This window comes from Butyricicoccus sp. AM27-36 (genome assembly GCF_003480945.1).
Classification (GTDB): Bacteria; Bacillota; Clostridia; order Oscillospirales; family Butyricicoccaceae; genus Agathobaculum; species Agathobaculum butyriciproducens.
In genome coordinates, this window is the sequence record NZ_QUJR01000006.1 from 174484 (window position 1) to 187402 (window position 12919).

The following is a 12919-nucleotide window of genomic DNA, read 5'->3' on the forward strand; positions in this document are numbered from 1 at the left end:
GGGACGAGAAATGGATTGGAGAGCATACTATAAAGAGCACACGATGACGCCTGAGCAGGCGGTTGGTGTGATCCATGACGGCGATCGCGTTGTGTTCGGTCACGCGGTTGGCGAACCCATTGTATTCCAGCGCACGATGGCGCGAATGGCAGAGCAGTTCCATAACGTGGAAGTTGCACACATGGTATACCTTGGCTCGGGCGAGTATCTGCAGCCGGGCATGGAAAGTCATTTCCGCCACAACGCGTTGTTTGTCGGCGGTCCGGCCCGCAAGCCGATCGCGGAAAACCGTGCGGACTACACCCCTGCGTTTTTCTCGGACGTGCCGCGCATGTTCCGCGACAACACGCTGCCGGTTGATGTTTTTGCGTTTACCTGCTCGCCTCCGGACGAGCGCGGCTATGTGTCGCTCGGTCTGTCCTGCGACTACGGCGCACAGGCGGTCAAATCCGCGAAAACGGTCATTGCCGAGGTCAACCCGAACATGCCGCGCACCTATGGCGAGAGCTTCGTTCATGTATCCGAGATTGACGGCTTCCTGTGCTCGTGGGAGCCGCTGCCGGAGTCCGCGCCGCCGAAAATCGGTGAGGAAGACCGTGCAATCGGCAAATATATCGCTGAACTCGTGCGTGATGGTGACTGCCTGCAGCTGGGCATCGGTGCGGTGCCGGATGCGGTCTGCTCGTTCCTCGGCGACAAGCACGACCTTGGTCTGCATACCGAGATGATTTCGGACGGCGTGCTGCCGCTGCTTGAAAATGGAAACATCAACGGCAAGCGCAAGCAGCGCGACGTCGGCAAGGTGAGCGTAACCTTCCTGATGGGCACGCGCAAGCTGTATGATTTTGTGGATAACAACCCAATTATCAACATGCTTCCGGTGGATGTTTGCAACAATCCGGCGGTTATCGCGGAGAACGACAACGTGGTTTCCATTAACTCGTGCGTTGAGGTTGATCTGCAGGGTCAGGTTTGCGCCGAGGCAATCGGTCTGCGCCAGATTTCCGGTATTGGCGGCCAGATGGACTTTGTGCGCGGCGCAAACTTGTCCAAGGGCGGTCGCTCCATCATCGCGCTGCACTCGACCACCAAGGACGAGTCTGCGTCTAAGATTGTTACAACCATTACCACCGGCGGTCCGGTTACCACCAGCCGCTGCGATGTCAATTACATTGTCACCGAGTACGGCGTGGCGCAGCTTCGCGGTCAAACGCTCCGCGAGCGCGCAAAGCGTCTGATTGCCATTGCGCATCCAAAATTCCGAGAAGAACTTGCCGAGGAATTCGAGAAGCGCTTCGGTGAAAAACTCAAGGTGTAACCAATTATAATTCAACATACAGCAGGAGGTCATAACGATGAAAAAGACATTCTCGCGTTTTCAAATCATCTATATTCATGTGATTTTGCTGCTGCTGATCGCGCTCTCCGGCTGCTGTGTTTACCTCACACATCTGCTCATGGGCGTATAAATTCTGTGGATATGCGCCGAGAAACCGAACTTTCCCATTACAAAGACTATTCCCTTCATGTCTCCTCAAATATGTTATAAAAATCGGTGAATCGGCGCTTTTTCCTATTGAAGAAAAAGGACAAGGAAGATGATATCATGATGACAAAAGACCAGTATATCGAGTCCCTGCGCAAGCTGAACCTCAACCTGTACAGCTTCGGCAAGAAGGTCGAGAACGTCGTGGACAACCCGATCGTTCGTCCGTCGCTCAACTCCTTTGCCGCGACCTATGAGCTTGCAGAGGACCCGCAGTATGAAGATTTGATGACCGCGACCTCCAACCTGACCGGCAAGAAGGTAAATCGCTTTACCCATCTGCACCAGTCCACCGATGACCTGATCAAAAAGGTAAAAATGCAGCGTCTGCTCGGTCAGAAGACCGCAGCCTGCTTCCAGCGCTGTGTCGGCATGGACGCGGCAAACGCGGTTTACTCGACTACGTTCGAGACGGACGAGGCTTGCAGCACCAAGTATCACCAGAATTTCGTCAAGTTCTGGACCGATGTGCAGAACAATGACTGGGGTGTTGACGGCGCCATGACCGACGTCAAGGGCGACCGCGGACTGTCCCCGTCCAAGCAGGCGGATCCCGACCTGTTCCTGCACGTTGTAGAGCGTACGGCAGACGGTGTTTACGTTACCGGCGCGAAGGCACACCAGACCGGCTACCTGAACAGCCATTACGTTCTGGTTATGCCGACCATTTCCATGCGTGAAGGCGACGAAGATTACGCGATTTCCTTCGCGTGTCCGACCGATGCGGAAGGCATCACCCTGATTCTGGGCCGCCAGTCCTGCGACACGCGCAAGACCGAGGAATTTAACGACATCGACGTCGGCAACAAGGTTTACGGCGGTCACGAAGTTCTGGTTATTTTCGACCGCGTGTTCATTCCGAACGACATGATCTTCCTCAACGGCGAGACCCAGTTCGCCGGCATGATGGTAGAGCGCTTTGCAGGCTATCACCGTCAGTCCTATGGCGGCTGCAAGGTTGGTGTAGGCGATGTGCTCATCGGCGCTACCGCACTGGCAGGTGAGATGGCTGGCTCTGCAAAGGCTTCTCATGTTAAGGATAAGCTGATCGAGATGACCCACCTGAACGAAACCCTGTACTGCTGCGGCATTGCATGCTCGTCTCAGGGCACCAAGACCAAGTCCGGCAACTACCTGATCGACCTGCTGCTGGCAAACGTCTGCAAGCAGAATGTCACCCGCTTCCCGTATGAGATCGCTCGTCTGGCACAGGATCTGGCCGGCGGCATCATGGTTACTCAGCCGTCCGAGGCAGATTGCCGCAACCCGGCAACCCACGATTACATCGAGAAGTACCTCAAGGGTGTGGCTTCCGTTCCGACCGAGGACCGCATGCGTCTGCTGCGCCTGATCGAGAACATGACCATGGGCACCGCTGCTGTCGGCTACCTGCCCGAGTCCATGCACGGCGCAGGCTCGCCGCAGGCACAGCGCATTATGATCGCCCGTCAGTCCAACATGGAAATGAAGAAGGAACTGGCGAAGAAGATCGCGCGCATTGGCTAAAACATAAAGTAAATTCTGTGAGAACTGCTGCATAAGGAAGGTCTGACGGTTCCATGTCAAAATGGAGTATGTCTAACCGGCAGACCGATACGAAAGCGGCAATATCACCGATAAAAACTAACAAGACCCGTCCTTTTTATTGCGGAAGGGCGGGTTTTGTTCTGCAAACCGTAATTTCAAGGAGGAAAGCAATGGATAAGCAAAAACTGCACGAGCTGCGTGTGTTTGCGGCGGAAATCCGTCTGGAAACGCTCAAGGTGATCGCGTCGCGCGGCTTCGGCCATGTGGGCGGCTCGATGTCGATGGCGGATGCTATGGCGGTGCTGTATGGCGAGGTTATGCATATCGACCCGAAGAATCCCCGCTGGGAGGACCGCGACTGGTTCGTTCTGTCCAAGGGACACGGCGGCCCGGTCATGTATGCGACGCTCGGTCTCAAGGGATATTACCCGATGGAGAGCGCGTACACGCTCAACCAGCCGAACACGAATTTCCCGTCGCATACCGACCGCAGCAAGACCATCGGCGTTGACCTGACGACCGGTTCGCTCGGTCAGGGCATGAGCGAAGCCATCGGCGCGGCGCTCGGCAATCGTGCGCAGAATCGTCCGAGCCGTGTTTACGTTGCCGTAGGCGACGGCGAGTGTGACGAGGGTCAGATCTGGGAAGGCGCACAGTTTGCCGCGCACTACAAGCTGGATAACCTCGTTTGTCTCGTGGACAACAACGGCCGTCAGCTGGACGGCGCGGTTGCCGACGTTATGAGCCACGGCAAGGGCATCGGCGCCAAGTTTGACGCATTCGGCTGGAATGTTATTGACGTAGCCGACGGCAACGATGTTGAGCAGATCTATAACGCACTCGAGCAGGCAAAGGCGTGCAATGGCAAGCCGACCTGCCTGATTTTGAACACCGTAAAGGGCAAGGGCGCAACCTTTGCCGAGCCGTCCGGCGCACATTCTTCGCAGCCGACCAAGGAGCAGTGGGATGAAGCGATCGCCGCATCCGAAGCCGCTCTGGCTGCAGTGAAAAACGAAAAGTAAGGGAGGGGAACACAATGAGTTTTACTTTGATCGGCAAGCATGAAAAGGACAGCCGCGCCAATCGCGACGGCTATGTAGAAGCCATGCTCGAAATGATGGCGGAAAATCCCAAGCTGATGCACGTTGACTGCGACCTGATGGGCTGCATCAACACCGGAAAGCTGCTGAAGGCGTTCCCGGCCCAGACCTTTAACGCAGGCATCGCGGAGCAGAACGCCATGGGCGTTGCCTCCGGCATGGCCGCCACCGGCCTGACCGTATTCGCGCACTCGTTCGGCTGCTTTGCTGCCCGCCGCATGTTCGATCAGGCATTTCTGGCAGCAGGCTACTCTGAGCTGCCGGTGCATGTGATCGGTTCCGACCCGGGTGTCTGCGCAGCGTTCAACGGCGCAACCCACATGCCGTTTGAGGACTGTGCGCTGTACATGAACATTCCGAACGCGGTCGTTATCGACTCGTGCGACTTTGCACAGACCAAGGCACTGACCAGGAAGCTGGCTGCCTGCGGCAGTCCGTCCTACATGCGCCTGATCCGCAAGGGCTTCACCACGGTTTACGCGGATGGCTCGGATTTTGAGATCGGCAAGGGTGTTACGCTGCGCGACGGCAAGGACGTAACCATTATTGCCTCCGGCATTCTGGTAGACGAGGCACTCAAGGCAGAGGAGCAGCTGGCAGCACAGGGCATTTCCGCCCGCGTGATCGACATGCACACCTGGAAGCCGCTTGACGAGGAGCTGGTGCTCCGTGCGGCTGCAGAGACCGGCTGCATCGTCACCGCAGAGAACCATCAGGTCGGCACCGGCCTCGGCTCTGCCATCACCAACCTGACGAGCGCAAAGAATCCGGTTCCGGTGGAGCGTATCGGCATCCAGAACCGCTTCGGTCAGGTAGGCCCGCAGGATTTCCTTATGCAGCAGTATAACCTCACTGCAGAGGATATTGCGGCGGCAGCTCTGCGTGCCATTGCCCGCAAGCAGGGATAATTACAGAAAAGCTCCCGTTGGAACGGTTGATCGGTTCCGGCGGGAGCTTTTCTGCGCGCAGCAGCGGACACGCGTTGAGGAAGAAATGCATAATTTTTGCTTGAAAAGATTGGTGAGAAGTGAGATTGCTTTTCTGACGGAACAGGGATAGAATTATAAGTACAAGTTACGCAAACGTTTGCGAGAAAGAAAACGGAATGCATAACCACACGAATCTGTTGCACGGGGAGGAGGAATGAGATTTCGCTGCAGAATCGAGAAAGAAACAAAATTTTAAGAAAGAGGGTCCGAGATACATGAAAAAACGCATACTCAGTTTGGCACTGTCTGCTGCAATGGCTTTGACGATGCTCCCGACGGGAGCCTTTGCTGCCAGCGACAAGGGAAAGCCGCCGGTATATAATAAGGCAACAGGCTGCTATGAAATCTCTACCCCGGACCAGCTGCTCTATCTGTCCGGCAGCTGGAGGGACGGCGCTCCCCGCGATGGACATTATGTTTTGACTGCCGATATTGATATGACCGGCGTCAAAGGATTTAAGCCGATTGCTTCCAAAAAGGATCAGGGCTTTACCGGCACATTTGACGGTCAGTTCCATGCGATCAAGGGACTGCGCGTAGAATATGAAAAGAAATATGCCGGCCTGTTCGGCTATGTCGGCAATCAGGACGATCAGGCATATATCAAGGATGTTGCCCTGCTCGACTGCTATGTAACTGGTCAGCAGAATGTCGGCGCTCTGGCAGGCGTAAACTACGGTACGATTACCGGCTGTGTTGTCACCGGTGAGGTAAAGTGTCTGGATCTGTCCAACTCGCACACCGCAGGCGGTATCTGCGGCAAGCTGAAGGAGGGCGAAGGCCCGATCGTCGGTCATGTTGAGGACTGCTACGTCAACGCAGACGTTTCCGCTCCGTATGATGCGGGCGGCGTTGCCGGCATTCAGGACGGCGGCGGCTATCTGGCACGCTGCTTTGCAGCCGGTACGGTCGATACCATCGCAAAGAGCGGCACGGTAGGTCATGCGGGCGGTATTGCAGGCTCGTTCAACGCCGGTGAAACGCTCAAGGACAGCGTTTCTGCACAGACCGTTATCAACGGCGTTGCGGACGTGGATAAGATCGTCGGTCAGCTCGACGACGAGGCAGCTACCAACATCACCGGCAATATTGCATGGGAGGGCACGCTGCTGTCCGGCAACGAGCCGACCGAGCAGCCGATCAAGTGGGAGGATGTTTCCGCCGCAAAAATGCAGGATAAGTCCACCTATGAAGCACTCGGCTGGGATATGAGCAAGGTTTGGGACTGGAGTGCCTCCGGCAAGCAGCCTGTTCTGCGCGGCTATGATGCCTCTATCTTCCCGGCAGTGGATTACACCGTCAGCGGCACGCGCATCATCTCCCGCGCGCTGAACACCGCACCGCATAAAGGCAAGGCCGAGGTCTCTGCCCGCATCGTCACCAGCGACAAGGTACAGAGCGCGACCCTGTACTACGGCTATGATTCTTCCAAGGTCGATACCGCTGTTGCCATGAAGGAATCGAATGGCACCTACACCGCTTCTCTGCCGACCGATAAGACCGGCGATATGTTCTACTATATCGAGGTTAAGACCGACAAGGAAACCGTAACCAAGCCGTACACCAAGTCCGAGCCGATCGTGCTGAATATTGATGACGGCAAGGTAAAGGGCGAACCCGATCAGATCACCATTACGCCGGATACCAAGCAGGGCGGCCTGCGCTTCAGCTGGCTGACTGACCCCGCTGTCACCAAGAGCGTTATCCAGTACAAGGTAAAGGGTGCTTCCAAGTGGGAGAGCAAGTCCGGCACCTCTTATGTAGAATCCGTAACCGCAGGCTATAAGGAAAAAGCCGCACATCGTGTGGAAATCACCGGTCTGAAACCGTCTGCCGAGTATGTATACCGCGTAGGCGACGGCGGCAGCTTTATGAGCGAGGAAAAGTCGTTCACCGCACCGAAGTCCGCTTCGGATAAGAATTTCAGCGTTATCTTCTACTCTGACCCGCAGTCTGAGTCCGTAGAGAACTACATGAGCTTCAAGTACTCCATCGACCAGGCACTCAAGATCTGCCCGAACCCGGATCTGATGATCTCCGCAGGCGACACCACCCAGAACGGCTATAAGTCCACCGAATGGGAGGCATGCTTTGACGTTATGGGCGATTACTATGCCAAGTATCCGACCGTTACCGTTGCGGGCAACCACGAGATGAAGGGCGACTGGAATTTCGTATCGTTCGCACAGCGCTTCAATATGTCGGGCGCGAACACCGGCTATCCGCAGTTTGACCGCACAATGGGCTACTTTGAGTACGGCGACGCGATCTTCGTAATCCTGAACGGCGAGGTTACGCCGGCCGACAAGAAGGCAGAGATCATGAAGAAAGAGCTGCAGTGGTGCAAGAGCGTGCTGGATGCTTCCGACAAGAAATGGCGCATCGTTATGACGCATGCAGGCCCGTATACCTCCAACCATGATCCGCTGGACGTTCGAGATTACTACATCAACGACAGTGAGTATTCGCTCGACGCAATGGGCGTTGACCTGTTCCTCAACGGCCATGACCACATCTATATCCGTTCCACCGTGAAGAACGACATTAAGGTCAATACCGGCGACGGCACGACCTATCTGACCGGCGGTACGGTAGGCAACAAGTTCTACGAGTACATTCCGGCTCGTTCGGACTACTCCACCGATTTCTACACCGATGAAGAGGATAAGCAGGTATTCTCCATCATCGAGTTCAGCGAGGATTCCATCAAGGGCACCGCTTACCAGAAGCAGGATGAGGACAACTGGAACAGCTTCAAGGCAGTGGACAGCTACGAGATCCGCAACACCCTGCGCGAAGGCAAGGATGCAGAGGACTTTACCGATATTCCGGCAGGCGCATGGTACCATGATGCGGCGCAGTATGTCACCAAAAACGGTCTGCTCTCCGGTGATAAGGCTTACGAGTTCGGCGCGAACAAGGCGCTGACCCGTGCACAGGTCGCACAGGCACTGTACAATCTGGCAGGCCAGCCCAAAACCAAGCTGACTGACAGCTTCAGCGATGTTCCGGTAACGCATCAGGCTCGCACCGCGATTGCATGGGCAGAAAAGACCGGTATCATGCAGGGTGTCGGCGGCGGCAAATTCTCGCCCGACCGCAGTGTGACCCGTCAGGAGGCAGCAACGCTTCTGACCCGTCAGCGCAAGCTGAGCGGTGAGGATACCGCGGCAGACAGCAGCATCGTCAAGCAGTTTACCGATGGCGGCACGATTGCCGACTGGGCAGCAGCAGGCGTAGCCTACTGTGCAAAGACCGGTCTGGTGCAGGGCAAGCCGGGCAAGGTATTTGCGCCGAAGTCTACCATCACCCGTGCGGAGATGGCGACCATCATGCAGCGCATTGCAGCATGATCCTTTGAAAGATAAACCATAAACGGGGGCGCAGCCGGCGGCTGTCGCTGCCCGGAACAGAAAAAACTCCGCAAGCGTTTTCGCTTGCGGAGTTTGTGTTTTCTGAGGAGCAGCTTACTTGCGGCTGGTGCGGTGTGCAGTGAACAGCTTAGTGGTGCCGGGATCGCAGGACAGCTCAAACATAGCGGTGTTCATCAGAAACTTGGAAAAATTCTTACGCATTACAATTACCTCAATTCAGTCTTGTTTTTTTTACTGATGATATTCTACCAGATTATTTTGTGCAAAACAAGCGCAAACGTATACGGAATATACAATGAAATAAAAATACTTTTATGCAGAATGAACAATCGAAAAGGCAAACTGCATGAAACAAGAAGAATAAAAGGTGAAATACAAACGGAAAACGTTTGCGGTGAACCGGGAATAAAGCGTGATGTACGACAAAAAAGCTGCTGTTGCGTTGGGCAACAGCAGCTTTTACATGGTATCGTTTTGTCTCAATCCTCGGTGCATTCGGGACGGATGATGGTATAGTTGCCCGAACGCAGCAGATCTGCAAGACCGAAGCTGTCTTCGGGGAGGGTGTCGGACAGAATACCGGTCGTACCCTGATCACCGGGACGGTGGCAGTCCGAGCCGGCCGTCATGATGAGATGATGCTCCTTGGCATAGGCCAGCGCAAGATCGTTATGGCTGTCATGGCGGGGGTTGAGGTTGAGCACCTCGACGCCGTCCAGATATTCCGCCGGAGCGGGGGTGCATTTTTTGCGGAACGGGTGTGCCTGCACGAGCAGTGCGCCGTCTGCGCGGTATTGCGGGGCAAAGGCCGCCAGACCCTCGCGCATGACGCGATCCGGATCTGCCAACAGGGCATCGTGAAAGCCGTACAGCAGGTAATCGTTGTCCGATTCGTCAAAACGCAGTTCAGCACCCGCATACACGCGGATATTGTATTTTTCGGACACTTTTTTCAGCCGGTGATAGCCCTGCAGGAAGGCCTGCGTTTTACTGCCGGGGGTGGTCAGATCAATTTCGGCATAGTCGAAGCATTCGCGGTTGTAGTGGTCGGTGACGCAGATCGCGTCATAGCCGCAAGCGGTATAATACTTCATAATGGCCTCTGCGCCAAGCCAGCCGCAGCGGGAGATGTAGGTGGTATGCAGATGGGTTTCAATGCGGTACATAAGCTCCTCCTTTTGGTGTATGAGAATGCCGCAGAATCCTGCGGCATTCTCAATCAGCAGCGCTGCGGTTGACCTGTTGGTGTATTGTGTGTGATAAAAGGGTTAAGAGAGAAAGGCGGTCGGTGCGCAGTGCTGTGGATTTATTTTTTTGATGCGCGGCATGAGCTGCGCGAAACCAGTGTCGGACGAATCATGCGGTGCGTGAACTCGTCCTGCTCATCCGAATCAATGATGCGCGTGAGCAGATCAACGGTGGCTTCTGCAAGAAGCTGCTTGCGCTGATCGACGGTGGAAAGCTCGATCTTTGGCAGTGCGGAATAAATGATGTTGTCAAAGCCGAGCAGGGAAATATCATCGGGGACAGAGATGCCGTATTCGTCTGCTGCCTGCAATACGCCGAGCGCCATGGAATCGGTCGAGGCGAAGATCGCAGTGGCAGAACAGCCGTTTGCGAACAGCTCCCGGCTGAGTGCACAGCCGATGTCGATCGAGGAGCAACCATGCGGATTGTCGATGACCTGCGGGGTGATACCTGCTTTTTCCAGTGTTTCGGTAAAGCCACGCAGACGAAGCTGGTGCGTCAGGCTGTTGGGGCGGTTGCCCAGATAGACAATGTCACGGTGGCCGAGTTCCAGCAGATGCTCTGCTGCCAGACGGCCGCCTGCCAGATTATCAATGCAGACCGAGTTGACCTCATCGCCGCTGACGAGTGCCGGCGTTCCGAGCAGAACGGTAGGCAGTCGTGGAGCGAAATTCTGGATCATGGTTCCTGCATCCTGCTGTGAGCTGGCAAGGATGATGCCGTCAACCTGATGACTGATCAGGAAACCGAACAGCTCTTCGGTCACTTTGGGATCATTCTGCCCATTGCACAGGATCATGTTGTAGCCGAGGCTGCGTGCGTGCGTTTCGATGCCGAGAGAGAGTTCGGCATAGAACGGATTGGTCACCTCGGGAACGATCAGGCCGATGACGTTGGTTTTGTTGCAGATCAGACTGCGTGCGAGTGCATTGACACGGTAGCCCTCCCGTCGGCAGATTTCCAGGATCCGCTGGCGGGTTTGCTCGCTCAGTTCAGGCGAATTGCTGAGTGCGCGGGAGACGGTAGAAGTCGAAACACCGGCAATGCGGGCGATATCTTTGATGGTAATGTGCTGTCGCATAGATGCCGCTTCCTTCCCATAGTAGTTTTAATAAGAATATAATACCGTATTTGCCGGGGAAAGACAAGGATAACGGCAGAAGGCGGGAAAAATATCAGATATGTTCCGGGTGCCGAAGCGGTTCCGGATGGACTCAGGCGTAAAATTCCTTGATATAGTCGAGGACAGCCTGTTCGGGACCCTGCAGCGGACCGGGGGTTTCCATTTTGAGCGAAACGGCTGCGGTAGCGAACAGCAGCGCGTCCGGGATGGAAACGCCCATCATGCGCTTGGCAAGATAAGCACCGAAGGTAGTATCACCGCGTCCGGTACGGCCGGACAGATTGCGTGCCTTGACCGGGCAGGTATAATAGTCCTTGCCGTCATAGACCAGCATTTCGCTGTTGTGCGAGATCAGGATCTCCTTTGCGCCCCATTCATAAAGCTGCTTGGCAGCAGCGCGGCGGTCGGTCAGACCGGTGAGGATCTCGGCTTCTGCCGCATCGGTTTTGAGAAAATCAAAATAGGGGAGATAGGTCAGCTTGTCTTTCCAGTCGTGGAAGTTCATCAGGCCGTTTTCGTTGTGCCGGAGAAATCCCTGAATATCTGCGGATACCTTGCCTTTTTTGGAAAGCGCGGGGATCAGCTCGTTGGGGAAATCGCCGTACAGCAGACCGGCCAGATGATACAGGCCGCAGTCCACATCGGGGATCTGATCGGGAGTGATGGCATCCGACTGTGCCAGGCATTCGGCCTTGCGGCGTTCACGGTCGGCGGTGAAGTAGGTGTTCTGCATCAGAGTGGTGCATTGGGCGGGCAGCACGGCGATATGATCGCTGTCCAGATGAAATGCATCCAGTACATCGGTATCGTCCGGATGGATCTTGACTGAAGCGAAAAGGTTTGCGGAAGCGGCTGCGGCAGCGTATGCACAGAAGAATACAGCGCCGCCGATTTCGCGGACTTCCTGACCGGTATAGTCGATATTGATGTCCCGCGTGGCGGGTCCGATCAGCATAAGATCATATTTCATACGAATCCTTCTTTCTCATTTCTACGGAAACGCTTGCGTTGATTACAGTATACGGGAATATGGAGAGAAAAGCAACTGTGCATAATTAACGAAAACACCTGGATGTAAATTGTGAATATCATAAAACTTTGATAGGAGAATGTGATTTTTTATTGACATAGCCGGGAGATAGTGGTACGGTTGAATCAGGAAATGAAAACGTTTGCGTAAAACGTGATGCAAATGAAAATGCAGGAGTAAAGAAAAAAGGGAAGAGAGAGGAGTTGTTATGATACAAGCTGTTTTCTTCGATATTGGAGGAACCGTACATACACAGGACGCTACCCCGGAGAGTGACCGCGATTATATCCGCCGACTGTGGTGCTTCCTTCATATGAATCATATTTACACAGCAGAAACGCCGGAGCAGCTTCTGGAGCACATCAATGCAGGCGCCAAAGCATACAAGTCCTATACCGAACAGGAACTGATCGAGATGCCGCCGGATGTGATCTGGCAGAGGTTCTTCCTGAAGGACTTTGACATTCCGGCAGAAAAACTTGCGGGACTGGGCGAAGAGCTCTGCTACATGTTCGACCGATACCGCAAGCACATCGTCAAACGCGAGGGGCTGAAGGAAACGCTGGAGGCTCTCAGGCAGCGCGGATATCGGCTGGGTGTAATCTCCAACATTATGAGCACGACCTTCGTACCGCGCATTCTGGAGGAACACGGCATAGCGCAGTATTTTGAAACGATCACGATGAGCAGCGTCTGCGGCATCCGCAAACCGCGGCCGGAGATTTTCGAGATCGCGCTGAACGAAATGAGAATCGGGAAAGAACAGGCGGCTTACGTCGGAGATACCATCTCCCGCGATGTGCGCGGCGTGCGGAACGCCGGATGGCCGCTGATGATTCAGATCGATAACCCTCGCATTTATCACAAGGACGAAAAGTACCGCGGCATGGGGTATGAGCCGGATGTCAAGATCGGCTCGCTGCCCGAAGTGGTGACCGCGGTGGAACAATACAATCGGAATTTGAAGGAGGGGCAAAACTGA

General features: G+C 54.9%; 9 protein-coding genes. 6 read left to right on the forward strand and 3 right to left on the reverse strand.

Translation table 11 applies throughout. The annotated features are described in order from the left end of the window. Positions 1 to 10: 10 nt before the first annotated feature. The 5 genes from DW724_RS09990 (at position 11) to DW724_RS10010 (ending at position 8515) form a co-directional block, all read left to right on the forward strand. Entirely contained in the window at positions 11 to 1318 is a 1308-nt protein-coding gene (locus tag DW724_RS09990; RefSeq protein WP_118360749.1) for an acetyl-CoA hydrolase/transferase family protein, read from the forward strand. Positions 1319 to 1606: 288 nt separating this feature from the next. Then, entirely contained in the window at positions 1607 to 3052 is a 1446-nt protein-coding gene (locus DW724_RS09995; RefSeq protein ID WP_118761397.1) for a 4-hydroxyphenylacetate 3-hydroxylase family protein, read from the forward strand. A gap of 191 nt (positions 3053 to 3243) precedes the next feature. Next, positions 3244 to 4095 (forward strand): transketolase, encoded by an 852-nt coding sequence (locus DW724_RS10000; RefSeq protein ID WP_118761354.1) that lies wholly within the window; start codon positions 3244 to 3246, stop codon positions 4093 to 4095. 14 nt (positions 4096 to 4109) lie between these two features. Then, on the forward strand, positions 4110 to 5081 hold the full coding sequence (locus DW724_RS10005; RefSeq protein WP_118761355.1) for a transketolase family protein: 972 nt from the start codon (positions 4110 to 4112) through the stop codon (positions 5079 to 5081). A 296-nt stretch (positions 5082 to 5377) separates the two neighbouring features. Then, on the forward strand, positions 5378 to 8515 hold the full coding sequence (locus DW724_RS10010; RefSeq protein ID WP_118761356.1) for an S-layer homology domain-containing protein: 3138 nt from the start codon (positions 5378 to 5380) through the stop codon (positions 8513 to 8515). Between the two features lie 500 nt (positions 8516 to 9015). Here DW724_RS10010 and DW724_RS10015 read toward each other — a convergent pair whose 3' ends face one another. The 3 genes from DW724_RS10015 to DW724_RS10025 all read right to left on the reverse strand — a co-directional run bounded on the left by DW724_RS10015 (position 9016) and on the right by DW724_RS10025 (position 11877). Then, positions 9016 to 9702: a PHP domain-containing protein gene (locus tag DW724_RS10015; protein ID WP_117751218.1), complete on the reverse strand. Its 687-nt coding sequence runs from the start codon at positions 9700 to 9702 to the stop codon at positions 9016 to 9018. 140 nt (positions 9703 to 9842) lie between these two features. Beyond that, positions 9843 to 10865: a LacI family DNA-binding transcriptional regulator gene (locus DW724_RS10020; protein WP_118564433.1), complete on the reverse strand. Its 1023-nt coding sequence runs from the start codon at positions 10863 to 10865 to the stop codon at positions 9843 to 9845. Between the two features lie 133 nt (positions 10866 to 10998). Continuing rightward, a complete protein-coding gene (locus DW724_RS10025) occupies positions 10999 to 11877 on the reverse strand; it encodes a PfkB family carbohydrate kinase (protein WP_192924436.1) in 879 nt (292 codons plus the stop codon). A 268-nt stretch (positions 11878 to 12145) separates the two neighbouring features. Between DW724_RS10025 and DW724_RS10030 the strand changes: the two genes are divergently transcribed. Continuing rightward, on the forward strand, positions 12146 to 12919 hold the full coding sequence (locus DW724_RS10030) for an HAD family hydrolase (protein ID WP_118761357.1): 774 nt from the start codon (positions 12146 to 12148) through the stop codon (positions 12917 to 12919).

Excerpts from the sequence above, each read along its gene's own strand:
- DW724_RS10030 (WP_118761357.1), top strand. The coding sequence starts at position 12,146 with ATGATACAAGCTGTTTTCTTCGATATTGGAGGAACCGTACATACACAG.
- DW724_RS10005 (WP_118761355.1), top strand. The coding sequence starts at position 4,110 with ATGAGTTTTACTTTGATCGGCAAGCATGAAAAGGACAGCCGCGCCAAT.
- DW724_RS10000 (WP_118761354.1), top strand. The coding sequence starts at position 3,244 with ATGGATAAGCAAAAACTGCACGAGCTGCGTGTGTTTGCGGCGGAAATC.
- DW724_RS10025 (WP_192924436.1), bottom strand. The coding sequence starts at position 11,877 with ATGAAATATGATCTTATGCTGATCGGACCCGCCACGCGGGACATCAAT.
- DW724_RS10010 (WP_118761356.1), top strand. The coding sequence starts at position 5,378 with ATGAAAAAACGCATACTCAGTTTGGCACTGTCTGCTGCAATGGCTTTG.
- DW724_RS09995 (WP_118761397.1), top strand. The coding sequence starts at position 1,607 with ATGATGACAAAAGACCAGTATATCGAGTCCCTGCGCAAGCTGAACCTC.
- DW724_RS10015 (WP_117751218.1), bottom strand. The coding sequence starts at position 9,702 with ATGTACCGCATTGAAACCCATCTGCATACCACCTACATCTCCCGCTGC.
- DW724_RS10020 (WP_118564433.1), bottom strand. The coding sequence starts at position 10,865 with ATGCGACAGCACATTACCATCAAAGATATCGCCCGCATTGCCGGTGTT.
- DW724_RS09990 (WP_118360749.1), top strand. The coding sequence starts at position 11 with ATGGATTGGAGAGCATACTATAAAGAGCACACGATGACGCCTGAGCAG.